This window comes from Nocardia sp. NPDC055050, from assembly GCF_053608345.1.
The window spans coordinates 49,532-71,041 of the sequence record NZ_JBSGVG010000019.1 but is presented as its reverse complement, the minus strand read 5'-3'; the positions used below and the strand labels follow the sequence as shown (position 1 = coordinate 71,041).

The following is a 21,510-nucleotide window of genomic DNA, read 5'->3' as shown; positions in this document are numbered from 1 at the left end:
TACTCCACAGAGGGAGCGGCGAACACCAGCGACAGGCCGTGAATTCGTTCCTGCAGCCCGGCCAGCGTGGCTCGATCACGCGAACCAACCCTGTCAAGCACAAGTAGCCGATGGTGTCTGAGAAGCTTAGATCAGGTCGAAAGTGGCCCAGTTGCCACCCGCGAAAACCGTCTGCACAGGTCTGACTTGTATGGAGATGCGCTCCTCGGTGCGCGAGGGTGCCGCACACCGAAAAGCCCGAAGAATGGCACGCACGCCACGAATGTGTGTGCGAGGGGGACTCGCAACCTGAACTGACCCCTTATTGGGTAGCGTCAAGGCAGCCGGCCGAGGAACCGGCGGACTTTCGCAGCCTCTTGGCTTCCGGTAGTCGACAGGCGCAGGAGCTGGAAGTTGTAGCGGCGGCAGATCTCGTCTTTCAAAGCGTCACGGGCTAGCTGGGTCGGGTCCGCTTCATGGGTGCTGAAGCCGTCCACTTCGATGGCACCCACGTTCTGGCTGGTGATCCGGTTGTAGAGCACGAAGTCGAACGACGGTCGGCGCCGGATGAATTCGCGATGCTTCACGTCCAGCCGTTCCCGCCCGTCCGAGAACACGTTTCCGAGGCAGACCTGTGGGTGGACGGCGAGGTGCTCGTGCCCGGGTTCGGCGAGAACGCCGTCGATCGTTGTGAGTGCGATGTCCTCGGAATCCCACTGGGTTCGCCCCCACCCGATCTGTGGATTGCGACGCCGCCGTTGGTTGTATTCGGTGTAGAGCAGATCGAAGATCGACACCACGTCACTGTCGACGACCGCGTTGGCAGGGTCCCGGTATCGGATATATCCGATCAGATCGCGCAGATGCCTGCTCGCGGGCAATTCGGAAGGGTGCGTGACCAGGACGAACAAGCGCTTCGCGCGGGACACTGCGACATTGATCAGGTTCGGGTCATCGGCGAATTGCAGAGCCTTCACGCCGCTGTGCGTATCGTCGAGGACCGTTGTCATCACGATCGCGTCCTTCTCCCGACCCTGGAATTTGTGCACGGTGTCGGATTCGATGGACGCGATCAGCGCGTCGGCCACCTTGTTGGCCTGACGGCGGTACGGCGTGGTGACCCCGACGCGGTGCGGCGGGAAGTCGGCGGACACCCAGGGCAGGACCTCGTGCCGGATCACATCGATCTCACGCTCGTTGCTGAGCCCTCGCGACATAGGGTCGTCATCGCGGTAGCTGCGGCGCATGTGGTTGCCGGAGCTGGTGCGGACGACGCGCATCGGAGCAACGCCCGGCGTACTGCTGGTGTAGGGAATCAGCTTGTTGCGGTAGAACTTCCGATTGCAGTACCCGATGATGTCGGGATCGCACCGATAGTGCTCCCGCAACATCTCCCGCGGCACATGCTCGGGATACAGGTCGAGAATTGTGGCCAGAATGCTGCGCCGATAGTCGAAGACCGGCTCGGGTGGCAGGGGTAGGTCGGTGCGGTCGGTCGTTACCGGGGGCAACTGCGCCAGATCACCGACCACGACGACATTGCGCGCGCAGGCCAAGGCCGGAACAACGGTCACCAGGTCGACCTGTGATGCTTCGTCGATGATCAGATAATCCAGCAGCGTCCCGCGCCCGATACTGTTCTGCAGCGAATGGCAGGTGCTCAGGATCAGCGGATAGTCCTGCGCGAAGCGCCCGAACTGGTGTCGATACCGGTTGGTATGGATAGTCCGCGACAAGCCGGCGTAGCGGGCGCGCAACGCGTCCACGAGCAGTTGCTGGGACAGTCGAGTCTGGTCGGCCTGCAGCTCGGCGAAATTCCGGCCCGCCAGCGCTGTGGTCAACTGCCCGACCCGCCGTTCGAGTTCGGCGATCTTCTTCTCGTAATACAGTCGCTGAATACGCAATACGACCTGGGTATCGTCCGCGTCGACCCGACGCAGCGCCCGGTATTTGAAGTACCGGTTCATCGTGTCGACCAATCGCGCCCATCCGCTATCACCGACCCAATTCGGATCGGTGTCCGCGATGAAGTCGAGCAGTTTGCCGGCGCTGTAGCGACGCAACAGGGGCAGCGCGTCGGCGTCCGCTACCGCGTTCCGGTCGAAGAACGACTGGAAGTGTCGCTGTTCGAGCTGGTAGGCGTGCAGTTGCTGGCGCAGCCGGGCGCGCTCACGGTCTTGCTCCTGCAGGGCAACCAGACGTCGGTTCACCACGCCGAGTTCGGCGGCGGCGTCGGTAACACTGCCCGCGACCGCGTCTACCAGCGCGTCGACGGCGATATTGCGGGTGACCTGACTCTGGAAGAACTCCTCCCGCTTCTCCTTCTTCCCGAGATTCGCCGCGACCAGTCCGAAGCCCTCCTCGGTCAGCTTCTCGAAGACATTGTCGACCGCGGAATTGCTGAACGCCACCACCCCTACCGTCGCGCCAGGTCGACAGATGACCGAGGCGATGATGTTGAGGATGGTCTGCGTCTTTCCGGTCCCTGGTGGGCCGTCGATCACCGAGATCGGGGCGCTCAACGCATTGCGCACGGCTGTGCTCTGACTCAGGTTGGTGCGGAACGGATATACCGGCAGCGTCATCTGGTCATCGGGCAGAATGTCGATCGGTGCCCGCGCGAGAATCCTGGCCAACGCGCTGTCCGGGTGGATGAACTCCAGGCTCTGGTGATTCCGAAGTAGCACCCCGGAATCACCCTTCAGCTGTTCCGCCACCGCGCACCAGTAGGCAAGCACATCGCGTGCGCGGGGAAGACTCGCGCCATTCGGCAGCACCTGCACCCGAGTCTCGCTGTAGGCATCCCACCCGCCTTTGCGGTTCGCCACATGCCACCACGAGCCGAATGCGGGCGGGCCAGCGAACAAGTAAGCCCCGACGGCATCGACCGGCGAACCATCGACGAGAATCCGCACGTCAGCCCCCAGTGCGACGTGCGAAGGTCTTTCGAGAATCGCTACTCGATCCCATCCGAACGCGTAGGGCGTCGAACCGCCGAAATGCACTTGGATTCGTTGTGGCCCAGGCTCATACCCTCGGGTCTCCAGCGTCTTGTCCTCAGGGACCCAGTCCCCCTTCCTCCGAATGACAACCGCGACAACCCGTGGATCGACCACCGAACCCCCTCGCCCGAACTCCCCAGCGGACCGTACTCGTTCTCAGCGCCCGCAGCCACGGTTGGCAGCTCGATACCCACGCAGCGCAAATGCTACCGCCTACGACTGAGAATGTCTGGGCAGCAACAGGATTCGTCGAGTCGGCGCAGATCACCAGCAAGGCCGCCCCTGCCAACGATGGCCGGTCGGGCAGGCGGCACGCGCTCCCGCTGAAACGCGACGACAGTGGCCGCGCAACTCGGACTCAGCGGCCAGTCAACGCGAACCGTACGTATCGCGTGTGAGACAACGCTCGCCCGTACCGTCTGGCCTCGGCGATGTCTCGGTCGATCCGCGCCAGCTCCGCCGGTGCGTTCTGGATCCCTACCATGCGTCGAGCGAGATCTTCCCGCGCTGTGGCGGCCGCCGCCGCGGCTACTCTTGCTCGCTCGGTCAGGTCACGCTGTCTGCCTTCCAGGCGCTGCCGCGCCTGCGATCGCTGGGTGTCGGCTGTGTCGAGAGCCTGCTGCTTCTTCACCGCGAGCGGTCTGCGCTTTCTGTCGAACTCGTCGATGATCTCCAGGCGCCGCGTGGGTGCTGCGATGCGGCATCGGGCATTTGCCCGGGCGGCCAGGCCATCGCGCCACTTCATCAGCTCTTTCGCCTTCTTCTCGCCGATCCCGTGGACATTCACCTCGCCTCCGATCGTGAGCTGGAGCCAGGCCTTCTGAGAGTTGTATCCTGCGGGGTTCGCGGTGAACCTGATTCCCCGGAGATCGGCTGCGGTGCGGATCCCTTTGTCGGCCAGGCTGGTTGTCAACGAGATCCCGATCCCGGCGATCGATGCATCGGATACTCGATGACGCGCGAGTTCGGCTCGCACGAACGCCCACCGCTCTGCCGCGAGGGCCTCGTCGAGCTTGCGTTGCTTATCCTGTGCGAGTGCAGCCAACGAACGGTCGACGTCGTGGCATACGGTGTTCTTGTTCTGCTCGATCTGAGCGATGTCTCGATCGTGCTGGATTTTCGAGGAGTCCCGCTGCTCGCCCAGCTGTTGCTGACGTTGCTGCTCGGATAGGTCGAGCTGTGCCCGGTCACGTTGGATCGCCGCAGTGGCGTTGACGACATCAGCTGCCGCCCGACGTCGAATGCTTAAGTCCAACAGCTGTTTTCGAAGAGCTGCGGTTTCGGCGCGCGATCTTCGAGCCGCCCACGTGCCGATAGCCGCAGCCGCGATCGGGATGAGCCCGAGAACGAATGGGACGCCGAAGAGCGCACACATCAGCGGCATCACCAGCGTTATCGCAAGGATGACGACGGCTAGACCGTCGATGACGCGGCGCCCGTGATATCTCAGTGCAGCACCCGATGCGGCCCGGGGCAGGGACTCGGTTGCGGCGGGGTCGAGGTGACTGGAGATCCACGAAGGCAGGCGGCCGGTGGCCATCGGCCTGGGGGTAGTGGCAGTTGTGTTCGCCGTGGCCGCGGCGCCCGTCAAAGCCGGTACGGCGGCGAGCGGTTGGAAGGCCAGCGTCCGAACGACGTCGGCGAGGTCCCGTACCTGCGGGTTCGCGTGCGACAGGAGAAGTGGAAACCTGGATGAGGTGGTCGGGTGTTCAAAATCCTCATCTCGAAGCAGAAGGTACTCCCCGTCCGGCTCGTGCAGGTTCTTCCACAGACCGGGATCAACGGCGACTGCCTTGAGCGCGAGATAGATGAGCCACGCGGAAAAGCGATCGATGTCGGCATCGAAGTCGCCGTTGCCTCGGATCGGCGACTGGTAGTTGCGATGTCCTCGTTCAGTTCCTCCGCTTCCTGCCAAGGCGGGCACAAACATCCCGTCATAGTCGAGCAGACGGAGCGTTCCGTCATCGGCCACCAGAATATTGCCGTGTTGAAGGTCGCCGTGGGCAATGCCGTGGGCGGTCAGGTCCGCGACCATCTCGACGAAACGATCAGCGAGCCTGTCGACGAGGTGCCGGTCGTCATGGTGGCTGTCGAGCCATCTCGACAGCGTGACACCGCGCACCCACTCCATCTTGAGGACCGGGTAGCGGTCGGCACCCACGAGTACCGCATCCGGCAAATACTCGAAACCGACCTTCCAGGGTTGCGACAGATCCTTCAGCGTGGCCAGTTGATCACTGATTGCACTGTATCGAGACTGCTGGTCGGGGATATGCCGGGTGAAGCACTTCACTGCATATTTGTGGCCGGTCACCGTGTGGGTCAGCGGGAAGACGCTGGCGAATGCTCCCGAGATCGCCCGTGGCTGCCGGAGTCTTGTCAGTTCCGGTTCCGACTTCTGCAGATCCACATCGGTGAAGCACAAACGCGGATGCTGCAGCGCTTCTTGATAGTTGCCCGCCGTGGGGAAATCGCGGCCGGTGGTCATGGCCATCCCGCTACTTGCCCTCGAAGTCGATCCGGATCAGGGCAACGTCGTCGTTTCGTAACTCATGTCGAGCACGGAGATCATCCAGCCATCCGGAGAATCTCGTTGCGTCGTGCGGCCCTCCGAATTCCAGCAGTTCCTGCAGTGCGGAGTCCGGACGGGGCGCCGCCATGAACCACGCCGCCAGCGCATCGGACATCAACAGCAGCCGGTCACCCGGCAGGCAACGGCCTTCATCGAATCGGGTCCGCTCTGCTAGCAAAGCAGTGTCGCGGTTTCGGCTGCCGAACAGGTCTGGGCTAGTTCCGAACTCCTCGGAGTGTTGGACGGGGAATGAACGCAACATCCGCTCGTCCCGGATGTGGAACAGGCACGAATCTCCCAACGCCGCCGCGTGCCACAGCCAGCCTGTTCCTGCCGGTCCGGAGTCCGACTGGGCTGTGAGTGGAGTGACCGTCGGCGTCACCCGCACACTCAAGAAGGTGGCGAATGTACTGCCCCTCAGTTTCGACTGCTCGTACCACTTCAAGGGCTTTCCGGATACACCGCGCTGATGAACGTAGTTGTCGAGCCATGGCTCCCAGCTGTCGACCACGTCGCCGGCGAAATCTTCGAAGGCGGCCCTTGACCTGAAGAATCCTGGATGGTGCAGCGCTGCGGCTGCGGACGCCGAGGCCAGTAGCTGCGCCCAATCCTTGGCCAGCACGCTCTCGCTTGCGCCGTCACACACGCTCGCCGCCACCGGGCCATCGACCAACTCATCGAAGGCGAGCGCCGGCAAGACACATACCGCGTCTTCACACTCGTCTGCCGAATGACCGTCTTTGGGACAGACCAGGTGGGTGATGTACAGCCCGGGCGTCGTCACCGCAGTTCGGTCGCACGGGTCCCGATGTCCAGGAATTGGACGACCGAGGTGATGTCGGCGTTGTAGACGAATCCGCGAGTCGTATCGCCGGTCTGATGTCCTTGCGAGGCGGCATATGAACGCATGTGGCTCGGCAGCACGCTGGACATACCGAAAAGCGTTCGCGCGTGGGCATCCGGTAGCTCGGCATCCGAGTTGGGGAAGGTGATCGGGGACCCGCCCGCGGCCGACACGTGCAGGTTGAACAGAAGTACCGCCCCATCGGCGGTGGCCTGTGTGGTGATCGCGGAGGCGGCGTCGACGGGCGAGCCGTCGGTCGACTCGCCGTCTGTCAGATTGATGACGATCGGCGGGAACCCGCCGGGATACCGTTCGATCCACCCACGAACGAGGTTTTCTGCGTATCGCAGCGCGCGATTCATCGGGGTGCCGCCATTCGCGACCGGCTCCATCCACAGCGGGAAAGCGACGCTCGTCTCGACGAGCCCGCCGGCGCCGTCCGGCACCTTCTTGCGGCGCTCGTCCACTCGTGCCGGGTTGTCGGCGACCTCGCTGAGCGGCACCAGATCACGACCGGCGAGTACACCGGAGTATGCGGACCCTACAGCTGACCCATATCCGACTACTGCGACGTGGAAATAGTCTCTGACGCCCTCTTCCTTCGCGCACTTCACGGAGAGCTCGGTCAACAGGCGATTGATGGCATCAGCGACTACCTCTGCCTTCTTCTGTGGCACTTCGCCACCGATCCGATCCTCCATCGACGTCGACTGGTCGACCAGGAATACGAAACAGGTTGGATTGCTACGACTGATCTCTGCCGTGTACGACATACATGCTCCCCCTTGCTCGCGACAACCACAGCAAGACACACCCGTCGAGTGAGCCTCACAACTCAGCAACCGCAATGGGATCGCAAAGGGTGATCGATGTCAACCCCACTGTGCCGCTGAACTTTTCACAGCTGGCAACCCGCAGTTGATCGACGTGCGAACTGCAGGTGCCGTGTCTGGGCGTTGGTGACGATCGGCTGGAAGTCGTCGTTGGAGGCTGGCGGGGTGCCATTGATATCCAGCACGACCTTGGCGACGGACTCCACGAGGCACTTCAGGTCATCGAGAGCATGGCAGGCGTCCTTGGCGTCCAGCCTGATCGGCACCGACTCGCGTGAATCCGAGTCGGTGCCGGGTTTTGCGTGCTACTGCTGTGACCGATGGTCTGTCAAGCAAGTTAACTGGTGTCGGCGAGCAGATGGATCAGCCATCCGGTGACGGCGCGGGCTACGCCGGAACACAAGCCGCCGACGGCTGCGCGGATTAGCGCTGCTCGTGCGGCGCTGGTCCGGTGGTTGGAGGATCTCTGGGCGTCCATGCCATCCCTTTCCGGCCACCTGCTGTGGTGGCACGTACTCAACTGTGCGGGGTGGAGGAAGTCGTTGATCGATCCTTGTCAATCCGTTCCAAGACTTGATGTTTCGTCTTGAGATAGCCTTGCTCAGAGATCGATACCTGACACAACCTGACACGAAAGACGGGACTCGATGGTCGGCATTCGGATGCCTGGTGAGGACCAACTGCCGTGCGGGCCCCGCCGCGACCTGGTTGTTGCCTTGCATGAGCTGTACTCTGCGGCGGGCAAACCTGCGCTTCGCGTCGTCAGTGCCGGGATCCGTGACCGCGACGACTTGCCCGGCACCCTTAGCCACCAGGGAGTCGCGGCCGTGTTGAAGGGCCAGGGCATAGTGCGGTGGGAAAACCTGGAATCGCTTGTGTGCGCGCTCATCGAGCGGCAACGTGTGCGGAAAACGGATGTGCAGGAAACTGTCGAACGTATTCACTCCTTGTGGCAACGGGCCGATGATGACTCGGTGTTCCGCGGTGGTGCCGGAATGGTGTATCCAACGTCCGGAATCGGCGATTCCATGACGAAGACCGTTGCGCCCGAAAGTTCCTGGGGAAAAGACGATTCGTTCGACCTCGTCGGCCGCCCTTCGTCCGAGTTCCCGCGACCCGAAGTGCGTACGGCGACAGAACACCTGTCTGTCGAAGAGTCTAGGCGTGTGCGGAACATCGCGATCGGTGGGACGCTCGAGGCGGTGCGCGCCGAGCTCATGGATCAGCAGATGCGGGAACACACGAATAAGCTGGAAATCTATCGGAGCATCCTGAGCGACTCCACGCGCAGCGTTCTGATTGCTGCGCTCAGGCAGGCAATCGCTGACGAGAGTATCAGCGCACGTGGTGTCCGAGTCCGGGTCTGGGAGACCGATCTGTACTACCGGTTCGTCGTCTCATCGACTGAGGACATTATCGGGGTCCAGCTCGAAACCGTTGCTTGTGAAACGGTCTCGACCCATGTGTGGAAGCCAGACGAAGATGCCGTCGAGTTCTACGGGCAGCTCGCCATGGCAGTGCGCGCGGCGGGAGCGGACCTTGGCGTCCTGCTCAATGATCCCACCGAGTCTGTACAACAGCTGAGCGAGATGCTGATCAAGATCGCCCAACTGCGCTCACAAGCCATGCTTGGCTACCGCTATACGGTATGGAAAGTCGTTCAGAAAGAAGACTATGGCGACAGCCCATGGTATTTCACTGAGACAGCCCTCATTCCAGGCGAGAGCCTTTCATATGAAATCACCTATGACCGACTTGATGAGGATGATTGGGAGGACCACCTACGCAGGAAAGGTTGGTTCGGTGCGGGACAAGCGCTCCGTGCTGCAAAATTGCTCGCCGCCGGAAACGCGATCGCGTGAAATCCACGGTGCGACGACGATCGATTCCGTGCACTACTGTAAGCCCAACACTTTTCGCACGGAACTTGTTTCTCGGCACAGCTGGTGTGCCGAATGTGATGTCCAACGCCTGCGGTAAGGTTTCTGACGACGCCGGACGAAGAGCCGGTACCAGGTGACTACTACAACGAAGGTCGAGGTTTTCCTCGGCGACGACTTTGCTCACGACTCCGAGCGCGCGTTTCTTACGCGATTACGAGCTGATCTTACGCGCCGTGGTTGTGGCGCGCATGTGTTCGCGAACTTCTTCACCAGAAATGGCCAACGGCAGATCGACTTCCTGATCGCCACCGCGCATCGTGTTGTGCACGCCGAACTGAAGACAGTGGATCCGGAGCTTCCGCTCATCGGCGGAATCAACGGACCCTGGGCTCAGCAGATGTCCGCGGGACCTGTTCGGCCATTGGATCGGAACTATTTCGCTCAGGCCAATACCGCCACATTCTCGATCTCCGATGACATGCATGCGCTTGCGCAGAATGGTGCCGTGCCGCATTTGCGGGAAAAGTTCTACACTCGTTTCCAGACGGTAATCTGCCTAAATCCGGGCATTCCGGTGGCGTCGCGGTTGGACACCCATCGACACGTCGAAGTGGTGGGGTACCTGCAGTTGCTCGAACTACTCACAACGGACGGTCCTCGTCCCGACTGGGCGGACGAGCATTGGCTCGCATTTGCAAGGTACCTCCAGTTGGTTCGCGACCAACCCGATCCGCCGGGAAGCGCTGCGCAGCGGGCTCTTGTCGTCGAGGTGGACGACTATAGACGGAGGTTCACCGCCACTCACGGGCGAGACGCGCACGAATATATTCCGGTTTCGGCGGCAGGCCCGCGAGAGATGGTGCAGGATCCGGCGGCCATCCTTGCAGAGGCGATGATGCAGGGGCGCGTTGTCGCGTTCACCGGAGAAAGTGGTGCGGGAAAGTCCCACGCGGCGCGCCACGCCGCCCTGCGCGTGGCCGCAGACGGTGGCGTGCCGATTTGGGTACGCTGCAACGAATATCAACGGGGCCGTTTCAGCCACGCACTCGCTCGCTCGGTCGCACCCTTCACCGAACAGTCGGGACTGCAGCTTCTGCGGTACGCGTCCGATACTGGCAGTCCCGCGGCTGTCATACTCGACGGGCTGAACGAATGCTCTCCCGCCGACCGCGCGGAGTTACTCGAACAGCTCGACGCACTCCGGTTACGGATGCCCGTCGCCGCTATCGTCACCTCGACGACCCCGGTCGGAATTAGCGCCGACCTCACCCTCAACGCCATGACCCCGGACGAGGAAACCCGTGCTTTGTTGCTAGCTTCCTACGGCCACGCGGAGGGTCTGGCCGGTGTCGAAGCGTTCCGCACACCGATGGAACTTGCGCTGGCCGCCGAATGCGGGGCACATCTTCCTCCCGACGCCGCTGTCGCCGAGGTGTTCGACGCCTACATCAGCCACCACTGCCCTGCCGAAACAACGCGCGCCGGGCTTCGCTGGATCGCCGTCGAAATGGACCGCCAACTACGAGGCTCGCTGCGTATCAGCGAGATCCGCGCGCTCCTGCATCGCGCGATCGATGGCGCCGCGCCCGACGCCGCCATCGATCTTGTCCTCGATACACCACTTATGGCACGGACGCAGGGCAGGGCCGCGTTCCGGCACGAACTGTTCGGGCGGTTCCTCACCGCCGAACACATCGTCTTGCAATCCCACACGATCCCGGAACTTGCCGAGCAGCTCCAACTCCCCGTTCACGCCGACCTTGTTCCATATGCGATTGCCCTGCAACACGATCCGAACCGCCGCCACGACCTGCTGTTGACTCTCACCGACCCGGCCCAGCTCGATATCGCCCTGCGTGGTGAGTACGGATCCGAAACGGCACAAGCAATACACGACGACATTGAGGCCGCACTGGTGCAAGCCACGATCGACACCGGCACTGCCCGGATCGTTCGACAAGACGGCGGTCCCAACGATATGTCGGAAGTTCGCTGGACAGTGAGTGCACCCCGAAATGCGCAGCAGCAAGCCCTACTTCACGTAGCGGGATCTCATCTCGCCGAAGGGCGGTTCCTCGAACCGACCACGCGTCTACTCGACGCCACCGACCGTCGATGCGGACAACAGATGCGGCAACTACAGGACGAAGGTCACCGTGCGGCGATCAGTGCCGTCGTTCGAGCCCTGCACAGCGGTTTCTACTACGCCGACGAGCGAGAGCTGTGCAGGCTGCCCGCTTCGGTGGTGATAGCTGCATGCGAGAACTCCCGCACAACCCGCCGCGGTCGAGCACTCACCTCATCGCCGGCCCGAGCACTCTGGGAGAATCCCGCTTTTGTCCGGCCGCTGTGGGCCCGGCTCACCGTCATACTCCGATTGATCGACCGCGACGACCCCGACGCCCAGACGCTGCTGCCGGACGTTTTCACCGCTGCCTCGGCCGCCGGTGGATACCATCTGCGTCTCGCCGCGCTGGATGTAGCGTTATGCAATGCCGCCACGGTCGACAGTACGACTCGCGACCGGATGCGAACAGCACTCGATGAATGCGACACCGACCACATCTTTCTGAACGGAACCCTGTTCGAAGCGCTAGCCGCATACGGCGGTCTCGAACCACTGAACACCGAAGACGGCATTCGTACCCAGATCGAGGCGATCCTGGCTGAGCCTGAAAACCCCGACGCCTGGGGATTCGCGCGAGGCGTAGTGGGGATGATCTTCGAGGACCAGAACTTGCACGGTCCCTACGACCAAGTCCTCGATGGTCTCGAGCCCCGAGACTGCCTGCGCCTGCACGTCATGGCCGCCCGCGCCGAGGGTATTCCTATGCACCGCGATTGGATCATGAGAGTTATCGTCGACAACATCGACCACGCAGACGTCGTAACCCAATCGGTACTGCGACGTGCTGCTACGAGCATCGATCGCGACGACCCGTTCCCGCAGGAGGCCATTGGTACGCACCTGACCGCACTACGAGGGTGGGCCGAGCTGTCGGAGGTACTACCGGTCGCCGACGATGTCGGTGACGCACTTGAGTTGCGCGCATGGCGCATCGTTGATGAACTTCTGTTCGCGGCCATACGCGGCGGCGATCCGATGTCCGGCGAGCTGCTCGCCTTGTGGACCGAGCTTTTAGGCAGCTGTGCACCGGCTGCAGCCGATGTGGTCACTCACGTCAAAGCTGCACGAATGTTCGAATTCACCCGAGACCGACCCGCCATGTACGAGCGTCTTCTCACGCTATGGCCGCACCAGATGCGACAACTCATCGAATGGGCTATCCGCAACACAGACCTCCTGGTCGGTACCCTTAGACACCCCGCACATGACTGCCCCGCACAACTCATCGAAGATTTAGGCATCATCGGAACAACCGAAACCGCAACGCTACTCAAACACTATATTGGCGACCCCAAGATCGGGACTACCGCTGTCGCCGTAATCCGCGCAATCGAGCAACGCATGAACTCCATTTTGAACGGGGATGCGTAGCCAGCGAACACCTCGTGCACTGGTCGCCAGCGCGAGCTGTTGAACCCGATCACCACCAGGGGGTCCTGGGCTCGGGCGACGGTGTGGGGTCCTGTCTCAATGCTCCAGCCAGCTCTTCCGGTTGTAGTACCGGTCCATCTCTTCTTCTTCCTCCTGCGTCGGCTGACGACTTCGGGTCCGAGGCTGTTCGGCAGCACGTGGAGGGGATGGTGGAGCGCTGTCGAATCGGGCAGTTGGTGCGGAAGCACTTGGGGCGACGGGGCGGGCGTAAGGCGATGGCGCCGGTGGCACGGCTGGTCGAGATAATGTCGGGGTGGGCCGTGGCAGGGCTGGGGGAGGGGCCGGTGCGGGGGTGTGAGTCGGTGTGGACGGTACTGACCGGACTTCGGGGACGGGTTGGTTGAGCGCGTCGGCCTTGCGTTCGGTGAGCGAAGCGAGGCGCGGGTCGGCCTCCAGTGCGGCGATGGCGGCCGAGATCGCCTTCTGGGACGCTTCGATGGCCGCTGTGTGAACTCGGATGATCTCGGTAACGAGTGCATCGGGTGCTAGGGCCTTGGCGGCGGCAGATAGTTGGACGTCGCGGATAGTTCCGTCCTGGCCCACCTCAAGTCGGACGAGGTGGCTGTCGGGGCTTGCCGCGGACGGCGTGCCCAGCGAATTCTGCAGGTGGTTGACGTTTCCTGCCAGCGGATCGATGTCGCTCACGATGTGTCTCCCCTCGACGTCGCGTTGACCCAGAGTATAAGGTGGCGGCGGAATGATCACGATTGAGTGACGGCACCTGGGGGGCGCTTTCCAGGGGTTTTGCCGAGAAGGTGGGGACTGCTGTGGGCGCTTACGATGATCTTGACCTAGACCCGGCTGCCGCGCGGGTGCTGGCTGATGGGTTGGGGACCGCAGGCCAGGACAGTCAGGTGATCGGCAAAGGCGGTGCACTGCCGGACGGGGTGCTGGATGCGTTTCCTGGCGGCGAGATCGCCGAGGCGTGCAAGAACGCGGCGCGTGCCGCTGATAAGTCCATGCAGTCCGCAGGCACCGCGTTGGCCGAGTTGGGTGGTTTGACGGTTGCCGCGATAGTCGCCTTCCAACAACGCGATCAAGCTAACGCCGACGGCATAACCAAGGTGGGCGGCGGGATCAAATGACCAAGGCTTTGACCGTTGCGCAGGTGTTGAGCTGGCGACCTGAGTCGCTCACCGCGCTTGCGAACGAGTGGAACCGGCAAGCCACCGAGCTCCGCACCGAGATGGACGAACAGTCGCGAGCGGTCGACAGTTCGCGCGAGTCCTGGAAGGGCGCCGCCGGCGAAGCGATGCGCACCCGATTCGAGACCGTGCGCACCCAGTCGATGGTCGTGCTGACCGCGCTGGACAAAGGTAAGACGACTGCCACGTTCAGCGCTTCGAACTATCAGGTCGCCAAGACGCTGGTAGTGAATGCGAAGACCAATGCCGAGTCGGCGCCCAAAAATTTCGAGGTCAAGCCTGACGGCACCTGCGAGATCACCGAGATCACGAAGCGTGCGGTCTACTCCGCTGTTGGTGGTGACGCGGACCGGTACAGCACTGCGATCGCGGCGCTGACGACGGATGCGGATGCGTGTACTGCGGTGTTGAAGCGGGCATTGGCGAACGCCGCGGATGTAGACACAGTGGCGACTAACGCGATCAAGGCCGCGTTCACCGGTCTGCCCGACGATGCCAAGTTCGAGAACAGCAGCACGCCGAAGGCTACCGTCTCCGTTCCGCAACCGCCGAAAGGTGGTACGGCCGAAGAGAATCGGAAGTACTGGGACTCGCTGACACCCGAGCAACAGACGGAGGCGGTCAAGACCATGCCCTCGGCGATCGGCAGCCTGGACGGACTGCCAGCCGCCGCGCGCGATACCGCCAACCGGAACTACCTGGCTACCGAAACCGTTCGCCTCGAGCGGGAGTATCAAAGCCTGGTCGCACAGGCAGCCGCGAAACCCGAATCGTTCACAACCGGACAGAAACTCGAAGAAGCGAAAAACAGGCTGGCCGACGTCAAGGCTGTCACGAAGACGCTCGACGGCGGCACGGAACAGCAACCACGCAAGCTCCTGATGCTCGACACCACGAGCGGAGATCAGGTTCGCGCGGCGGTTGCCGTCGGCGATCCGGACACCGCTGACCACATCTCGGTGACTACTCCAGGTCTGACTTCCAATGTGCGTGAATCCCTGGGGTCGATGGTTGGCGAAGCGGGCGCACTTCAGGACCAAGCGCAGTCGCAACTCATCGGAGCGGGTGAACCCGGTTCCAAGGTCTCGACGATCGCTTGGGTGGGATACGACCCGCCGCAGAAGGACTCAACTTATCCGGAAGTTGCGCTCCAGAATCGAGCACAAGAGGCGGCGGTGCCGTTGTCGAACTTCTATGAGGGCCTGAACGAAGCCAACCAGAACAGTGACCCACACATCACCGCGCTTGGCCATTCATACGGATCATTGGCCACGAGCCTTGCCTTGCAAGAAAAGGCTGGTGTTGTCGATGACGTAGTGTTCTACGGCTCACCTGGTCTCGGAGGTGACTGGCAGCTGGCCAACGGTCCCAGCCTCGCCAACGTGACTGGGTTGAACGATGCGGTGGAGTCCGCGCAGGATCTTGGGGTGAAGCCGGGTCACGTTTATGAGATGACCGAAAGAGGCGAGAAGGTGGGCAACCTCAACACCTTTGGGCGAAGCCCTAATCAGATGCCATGGGTAACTCACCTCAGCACCGAAGAGATCAATATCAATGGCACCACATACACCGGTGCCGAAGGCCACTCGGAATACGGCAGAGTTGACGGCGACACGAAGCAATTGCATCGTAGCGGCTACAACTTGGCCGCTGTGGTGGCTGGGCTGCCTCAGAATGCGATCAGTCCGAATGGGGGCGGACGGTGAGCCCGGAACGAAACAGCCGAATGGGTCGGCAGGCTCTGTCGGGGGTAGGGGTTGTTCTAGGGTCCTGTGCACTCTTCGTCGCGCTGATATCCGGTGTGTGGATCTGGGCAACATGGGGCGAAGACACCTACCGTGCAGATCAAACCAGCCAAGACGATACGGCTGCCGCGGCCACCGTTCTGCAGCAACGCGCGACAGTCGAGGAGAGGTCTGCAGAAGTAGTCGCGATTTCGAAGACAATCCAGGATGTGGCCTCCACCGTGGCGCCATCGACGGTATGGACAACCCGCACGGTTTATCACGCATCCTCGCAATGCGAGGCTCCGTTTGATCGGACCTATGGGGTTCTCGGCGGGTTGACGTATTCGACCAGTCAGCCACCTATGCCGGAGAAGGTATGGCCCGAGTTCTACGATCGAGTCCGTTCCGCATTGGAACCGCTTCACCTCGAATCGAACTTTGCAGATCGGACATCCCAATCGGACCGCAACCCGAATGTTCCGGCAATAACTCTGATTGACCCGGATGACGGCACAAGAATTTCGGTATTCAATTCGGAGTCTACGGCGGAAAAGCCTGCAGTGACCACTATTTCGGCGAGCCTCGGGTGTCATCTGCCTGCCAGACAGGTCGGTTCGCCAGTTCGACCGACCTCATGACCAGCCCAGCGATTGGACATTGTGATGAGCACTGACCCGGCTTACGCCAACCAACTCTTCGCCGCCGCAGAATCGGGAACATTCGTCCTGACCGAAGAAGCTGCGCGTGAGTGTGCTGCTCACTTCGACTGGTACGCAAGTCGGCTCACTGATTTTCAAAACCAAATAATGGATCAGGCGCGGCAATCGGGATTCGGGGGATTCGAATCGGCGAAGGAGTTGCAGTCAGGCTTCGAAAACAAGGCGCTACAGGGGTACGAAGCGCTTGTCCGAGCGGAGCAAGTCGCACACCAGATGTCTGCGGCGGTATATCGCGCTGCGGGCCTGCTGGAGGATGTGGATGCCGCAAACGCGGCTGCGCTGCGCGTATCCACACGACAGGTTGGTGAACAGTGAGAATGTTCGATATCCGGCGATTCGCTCCGGTCTCGATGGTCTTGATCGCAGCAACGTTGAGTGGATGTGCTGGTGAAAATGAGCCCGATGTCGATAAGTCGGCATCGGCATCTGCGCCGGTAACCACGATCACGGCCCCGCCGCGACCAACTCTGACAGCGGCAAACTTGCAGCCACCATCGCAAGACAATAGCTACACTCGTTCAAGCAACCGACCAAAGGTTGTGGTCGACCCGTGCACCTGGGTCGACGATGCGGCAATTCAAAAGACAGGATTCGATTCTCAATCGCGACGTCGCGGAAAAGACATGATTGCGGAATATTCCTTCCTTGCTTGCAACTTCAAGAAGGGAACTGACGCAACGCTGGTGTTGGAGTCCAGCAACGTCTCCCTGGATGAGGTCCGCACCAAGTATGTCGGTGACACCGAGGACTTGATCGTCAACGGTCGCCCCGCGGTCAAGTCCACAAAGGGCGACCCAGACGGCTGCTCGATCGATATCCAAACTGCGGTCGGATACTTCGGTATAACCGTGCGGGTAAACACCTCCGGGCGCACACAGGGTATACGACCGTGTGACGGAATCCTTGACGTCGCTGCCGAATTGGAGCCATCCATAGGTACGGGGAACTGACGTGACGGGCGAGGGACTGACAACCGACGGCATTATCGCGGGTCTGACAGGCCAGACCCCGGAGGTTCTCGCGGCGAACCAAGGCGCAGCGACCACAAGGCAACGGGCTGGGGAACTCGCACAATCAGCAGCGAACGCCGCGCATGATCCCGAGTACATCCGCAACATGGAGGACTTCAAGAACCGTCCGCATCAAGAGATCTACGACCACGCCCAGCAGATGCAGCCCGGCGTGATACATGCTTCGGCAGAGACGTGGAAGCTGATCGGGTCCGGGATGCAGTTCGCAACGATAGCCCTGAGCAGCAAGGTCCGTAAGTCCGCAGCCAGTGGGTGGGAGGGTGCGTCGGCCGATGCGATGTTGACGGCCCTCGACCGCTACGTCGGGGAGATGACGGGGATGCAGGAGATCGCGAACGGTGTCGGGTGGCGGCTAGAGTCGGCCGCTCTCGCGGCGCAGGCGGTGAAGGCATCGGTGCCCGTGCCGCCGTCCGGTACCAGCTCGTCCTCGCCGACTATTCCCGGTTTGGAGAATCCCGCGGTCCTCGTCGGATCGGAGCAGGCCGCCAGTGACAGTCACCAAGAAGCTGTTTGGGCGATGACAAATCACTATGTTCCGAACTACCAACCAGCGGGGCAGGGCGTACCGACCTTCGGCGCACCCACCGAACCCGGCGACAGCGCGAATGTGCCAGGAAGCCTGGGAAATTCGGGACCTTCTTCGGGTTCACCGCAAAGCGCCGGAGACCAGTCGCCTGTGGGTGCACCCGAACAAGCGGATCAGGCTGATGAACCGAGCGGTGAGAACGCGGGGGTCAATGCCGGCGAAGGCTCTTCAAACGGTGACGCAAACGGTGGCGGTACCGATGGGACGGAGGAATCCGCGTCGAGCACCGACGAAGGCAGCACGACCGCGGCAGGTGCTGACACCGGCGCCGTGGCTGGCACGCCCAGTGCGGGTTCGCCGAACAGTGCTGGGGGAGTGCCAGGTTCGGGCAATCCTGGCTCGTCGGGCGGCTCTGGAGCTCCAGGCAGCCAGGCGGGGTCCAGAGTACCAGGTGGTCAATCGGGAGCCGGCGTGCCGATTGCAGGCCGCGCCGTTGCGGGCAGCCCAGCGGTGCCCGGTGCAGTTGGTGTCAGCGGCGGGTCTGCCGGTGGTGCGGGCGCGCGGGCAACTCCGGGCATGGGCGGGATGCCGGGGGGTGCAGGCGCTGGTCGACGGCAGGGCGATCAGGACGGTGAGCACAAGGGTATCCCGGAGTGGATGATTAACCAGCGCAACACCGACGAGTTGTTGGGTCCGCGGGAGCCAGCAACGCCAGCGGTATTCGGCATCGATGCGGGTCCGACCCGGGAAGGCGAATGGGAAACCGTGCGTCGCGACGAGGTGGTGGAGTCGTCCGGTCCAGCAGCATTCGCTACCGATCGACCCGCGCAAGATGACTGGAGTGCCACACCAAGAGAACGGGGCGAGCAGCCTCGATGAAGTGGCGTTTCACGGCAGACGAGTTCATCTATGTGGCACAGGAATTCGGGGCTGACAGGTACCCGGCGCCGCTGCGCTTGTTGAGCTCGACCCAGTATCAGTCAGAGTGGGAGGCGCTGGAGGCATCGTTTCGGACGCGGATACCAGTGCGTGGTGATGCGGACCTTTTCCCAGTGCTGCGCACGATCTTCGAACCGGACACCAAAGTTGAGGTGATCGGTCTCCGTCGTTCCCCGATCCGCGCTTACGGTGCGATCGTGTCCGACATCGGGGTCGCGGTCGTGCAGCATCCCGGCGCGACTGCCGAGCGGGGAGGGGATGTGTCGATTCACGTCGGGTCGGTCAACATCGTTGCTCGGATGGTGGCCTCGTTGGCGGGTAGTTGTGGGGCCGGCACTGCTGGTCGAATGGTGGAAAGCCTGGTGCGCTTGCATGGTCGGGATCCGAATGACTCGTGGACCTCGGGCCGGAGTCGGGAGTCGATCCGTATGCGCGAGTTGTTGGCCGCGGCCCGAACCAGCAGTGGGCATGCCAAGATCAGCTACGGTTGTCAGGCTTCGCGGCCATCACCGCCGAGGTTCGTGAGCTGGTTCGATGTCCGTGACGACGGCAGGTATCTCTACTCCCGCCGCGGCGATGACATCTACGTCGATCCGTGTGGTGATCAGCAGTTCGCCGACGGCCTTCGTCAGCTGGTCGGATGATTGGCGTGCGTAGTTCGATGCCATAGCTGTTCTGGCATTTGACCGTGCAGGGGTTCGCCGGGGCGACATCGACAAAATTGCTCAATCGCCATCGAGGCAGACCGCATAGATCGGCGGGTGAAATCTGTCAGGCCGCTCACGCGAAAGTAGTTCGCGCAGCGACTCGGATGCGGGTAAGTCGGTCGCTTCAGCGAGCTCGATTACCCTGCGGACGGTTAGAGCATCGATGCCGCGATGTGCCGCATCTATTGCATATCGGTCGACTTCGGCAAGTACTTCTGGGCGGGGTGTCCGCGCCGCGAAGCGGTTCGTCAGACGGTTGCGTTCGATGTCTATGTCGCTGTAGCCGCGGTGGTTTCGTAGCAACTCCTCGACCTCCACCAGTGTGGTAGAGGACATGACAAGTGCTGCCAGCGAGTTCTCCGCGAGAGTTTCGGCGCTGACCTGATAGACGTGTGTGACGGCGTCTACGAGTTGAACGACGCTGTTCCGTTGGGTTTCTACTGTGCCGCGCCAGCCGTTGGCGGCTGCGGTGAGCAGTCCGTTCGCTTCTGACGGGTGCCAGGACCAGATGGGTTCGAACCCAATGACGTCCGTGGGCGTCAGGACCGCGACGTCTTGTGCGCCGAGGTGTGTGAGTCGGGCACTGACCTCACTGATGGAAAGCTCACCGTCAAGTCCGACACCCGCGACCAGGACCTGGGAAGGGAGACCGGACCTCACCACTGCGGCCAGCGCAACCGAGTCTGCCAACGGACTCCGTAGGCCCCGCTCGTCGCCGACCGCCACGATATCGCCGCCAACATCGACGACGATCAGGTCCGTGGCATCGAACGCGTCGGCAGCGTTCCTGATTTGGAGGGCGAGTCCTGTTGTGCCTGCGCTGATGTCCATGAGGAGAATCGGCAGGTCGATATGTTGGGTGAGTCGGGGGAGCGTGGACTGCCCACCCGTGAGTAGACCTGCGGTGTGAGTGACTTCGTGGACTCCGCCGTGATCGACCAGTCCGTCGAAGTCTGCGGAGTTTCGGGGGCCCGGTGTCGGATCGATGATCAGCCGGTCCCAGGAGTAGCTCATGATCGCCGCGATGTGCAGGTGCGGCATCTTCTGGGCGAGCACGGCCGCGGTGACCGCGTCGCCGCCTCCGCCTGCGGCGATCGCGATTGCCGTCATTGTTGCGTGGTCGACCTATCTGTAACCCGTACACTGGCTAGTGGCATATGGTACTCAACGAAGGATGCGGGTTGCCCGAAATCGAAGAGGTCTTGCCTAAGTACCTGCAGATCGCTGGGTACCTGCGCGATCAGATCGTACGTGGCGACCTCCCACCCGGGACCGAGGTTCCTTCCGAGCGTGAGTTGGCTGCGACGTGGCGGGTGGCTCGGCCGACCGCGACGAAAGCGTTGCAGGCATTGCGACAGCAGGGTTTTGTTGAGGCTCGTCGGGGTGCTGGCACATTCGTTCGAGATGTGAATCCTGCGGCTCCGCGGGCGCGCGAGCGGTATGAGCGGGCTGCGGCGATGGGGACGATGTACTCCGATGCCGAGAGCGTCGCGTTCCCGTTCGTCGGCGTAGTTGAGTCGTCCGCCTACGTTGCCACCCAATTGGGCGTCGGCGCGGGTGAGCTCGTTGTGAAGCGTCAACGCGTGATCAGCAACGAAGCTACCGGCCCAACTGAGCTCTCGACGAGTTGGTTCCCGGCGGCCACGGCTGAGGTTGCGCCGAAACTGCTGGTGACCGAGCGGCTTCGCGGGGGCACCGTCCCCCATCTAGTGGAGGTGCTAGGCCTGCGCGGCGCCTTCGCTCGCGACCAGGTGTCTGCGCGATTGGCTGACGACGAAGAGCGGCTGGCGCTCGGCCTGCCGAATCCGTCTGCTGTGCTGGTCTATTGGCTCGTCGTCTTCGACTCCGACGGCACTCCGGTGGAGTTCGACGAGGCCGTCTATCCGCAAGACCGTTGGGCGTTCCGTCAGGACTACCCGATCACCGTCTAACTCTCGGCCGGTCTACCGGAAATTTTCCATGTTCGCTCAACTGGACTATGCCACTAGCTAATTTAGTGGCATAGTCCAGTTGAGCAATCTTTCTGTACGCCGGTGGGAGAGAA

17 protein-coding genes are annotated in these 21,510 nt (G+C 62.2%); 10 read left to right on the top strand and 7 right to left on the bottom strand.

Annotated features, from left to right (window positions below; genetic code table 11):
• Positions 1-314: 314 nt before the first annotated feature.
• The 5 genes from ACWGCN_RS20670 to ACWGCN_RS20650 all read right to left on the bottom strand — a co-directional run bounded on the left by ACWGCN_RS20670 (position 315) and on the right by ACWGCN_RS20650 (position 7,496).
• Positions 315-2,807 carry an AAA domain-containing protein gene (locus ACWGCN_RS20670; protein WP_452457768.1) on the bottom strand — a complete coding sequence of 831 codons (2,493 nt, stop codon included), beginning with the start codon at positions 2,805-2,807 and terminating at the stop codon, positions 315-317.
• 532 nt (positions 2,808-3,339) lie between these two features.
• A complete protein-coding gene (locus ACWGCN_RS20665; RefSeq protein WP_452457769.1) occupies positions 3,340-5,475 on the bottom strand; it encodes a protein kinase domain-containing protein in 2,136 nt (711 codons plus the stop codon).
• A gap of 4 nt (positions 5,476-5,479) precedes the next feature.
• Entirely contained in the window at positions 5,480-6,337 is an 858-nt protein-coding gene (locus ACWGCN_RS20660) for a hypothetical protein (RefSeq protein WP_452457770.1), read from the bottom strand.
• On the bottom strand, positions 6,334-7,170 hold the full coding sequence (locus ACWGCN_RS20655; protein ID WP_452457771.1) for a vWA domain-containing protein: 837 nt from the start codon (positions 7,168-7,170) through the stop codon (positions 6,334-6,336). Before ACWGCN_RS20655 ends, ACWGCN_RS20660 begins: the two co-directional genes overlap by 4 nt.
• Positions 7,171-7,295: 125 nt before the next feature.
• The gene (locus ACWGCN_RS20650; RefSeq protein ID WP_452457772.1) at positions 7,296-7,496 is read right to left on the bottom strand and encodes a hypothetical protein; all 201 of its coding nucleotides are present in this window, start codon (positions 7,494-7,496) and stop codon (positions 7,296-7,298) included.
• A 381-nt stretch (positions 7,497-7,877) separates the two neighbouring features.
• Here ACWGCN_RS20650 and ACWGCN_RS20645 point away from each other — a divergent pair, with 381 nt between their 5' ends.
• On the top strand, positions 7,878-9,092 hold the full coding sequence (locus ACWGCN_RS20645; RefSeq protein ID WP_452457773.1) for a hypothetical protein: 1,215 nt from the start codon (positions 7,878-7,880) through the stop codon (positions 9,090-9,092).
• A 154-nt stretch (positions 9,093-9,246) separates the two neighbouring features.
• Complete coding sequence (locus ACWGCN_RS20640; RefSeq protein WP_452457774.1) at positions 9,247-12,612, top strand: hypothetical protein; 3,366 nt, start codon at positions 9,247-9,249, stop codon at positions 12,610-12,612.
• A 96-nt stretch (positions 12,613-12,708) separates the two neighbouring features.
• Here ACWGCN_RS20640 and ACWGCN_RS20635 read toward each other — a convergent pair whose 3' ends face one another.
• A complete protein-coding gene (locus tag ACWGCN_RS20635; RefSeq protein WP_452457775.1) occupies positions 12,709-13,317 on the bottom strand; it encodes a hypothetical protein in 609 nt (202 codons plus the stop codon).
• A 62-nt stretch (positions 13,318-13,379) separates the two neighbouring features.
• Between ACWGCN_RS20635 and ACWGCN_RS20630 the strand changes: the two genes are divergently transcribed.
• The 7 genes from ACWGCN_RS20630 to ACWGCN_RS20600 are packed head-to-tail and all read left to right on the top strand — an operon-like array spanning position 13,380 to position 19,403.
• Positions 13,380-13,757, top strand: a complete 378-nt coding sequence (locus ACWGCN_RS20630; RefSeq protein WP_452457776.1) for a hypothetical protein — start codon at positions 13,380-13,382, stop codon at positions 13,755-13,757.
• Entirely contained in the window at positions 13,754-15,523 is a 1,770-nt protein-coding gene (locus ACWGCN_RS20625) for an alpha/beta hydrolase (protein WP_452457777.1), read from the top strand. The genes ACWGCN_RS20630 and ACWGCN_RS20625 overlap by 4 nt, the downstream gene beginning before the upstream one ends.
• 20 nt (positions 15,524-15,543) lie before the next feature.
• Positions 15,544-16,182: an LppA family lipoprotein gene (locus ACWGCN_RS20620; RefSeq protein ID WP_452457811.1), complete on the top strand. Its 639-nt coding sequence runs from the start codon at positions 15,544-15,546 to the stop codon at positions 16,180-16,182.
• A gap of 24 nt (positions 16,183-16,206) precedes the next feature.
• On the top strand, positions 16,207-16,578 hold the full coding sequence (locus ACWGCN_RS20615) for a hypothetical protein (protein WP_452457778.1): 372 nt from the start codon (positions 16,207-16,209) through the stop codon (positions 16,576-16,578).
• Positions 16,579-16,580: 2 nt separating this feature from the next.
• A complete protein-coding gene (locus ACWGCN_RS20610) occupies positions 16,581-17,213 on the top strand; it encodes a DUF3558 domain-containing protein (protein WP_452457812.1) in 633 nt (210 codons plus the stop codon).
• 1 nt (position 17,214) lies between these two features.
• Positions 17,215-18,699, top strand: a complete 1,485-nt coding sequence (locus tag ACWGCN_RS20605) for a hypothetical protein (protein ID WP_452457779.1) — start codon at positions 17,215-17,217, stop codon at positions 18,697-18,699.
• A complete protein-coding gene (locus tag ACWGCN_RS20600; protein WP_452457780.1) occupies positions 18,696-19,403 on the top strand; it encodes an ESX secretion-associated protein EspG in 708 nt (235 codons plus the stop codon). Before ACWGCN_RS20605 ends, ACWGCN_RS20600 begins: the two co-directional genes overlap by 4 nt.
• Positions 19,404-19,484: 81 nt before the next feature.
• Here ACWGCN_RS20600 and ACWGCN_RS20595 read toward each other — a convergent pair whose 3' ends face one another.
• Positions 19,485-20,576, bottom strand: a complete 1,092-nt coding sequence (locus tag ACWGCN_RS20595; RefSeq protein ID WP_452457781.1) for a DUF1152 domain-containing protein — start codon at positions 20,574-20,576, stop codon at positions 19,485-19,487.
• 71 nt (positions 20,577-20,647) lie between these two features.
• On the opposite strand from ACWGCN_RS20595, the gene ACWGCN_RS20590 reads away from it, so the two are divergent.
• Entirely contained in the window at positions 20,648-21,397 is a 750-nt protein-coding gene (locus tag ACWGCN_RS20590) for a GntR family transcriptional regulator (protein ID WP_379318768.1), read from the top strand.
• Positions 21,398-21,510 lie beyond the last annotated feature (113 nt).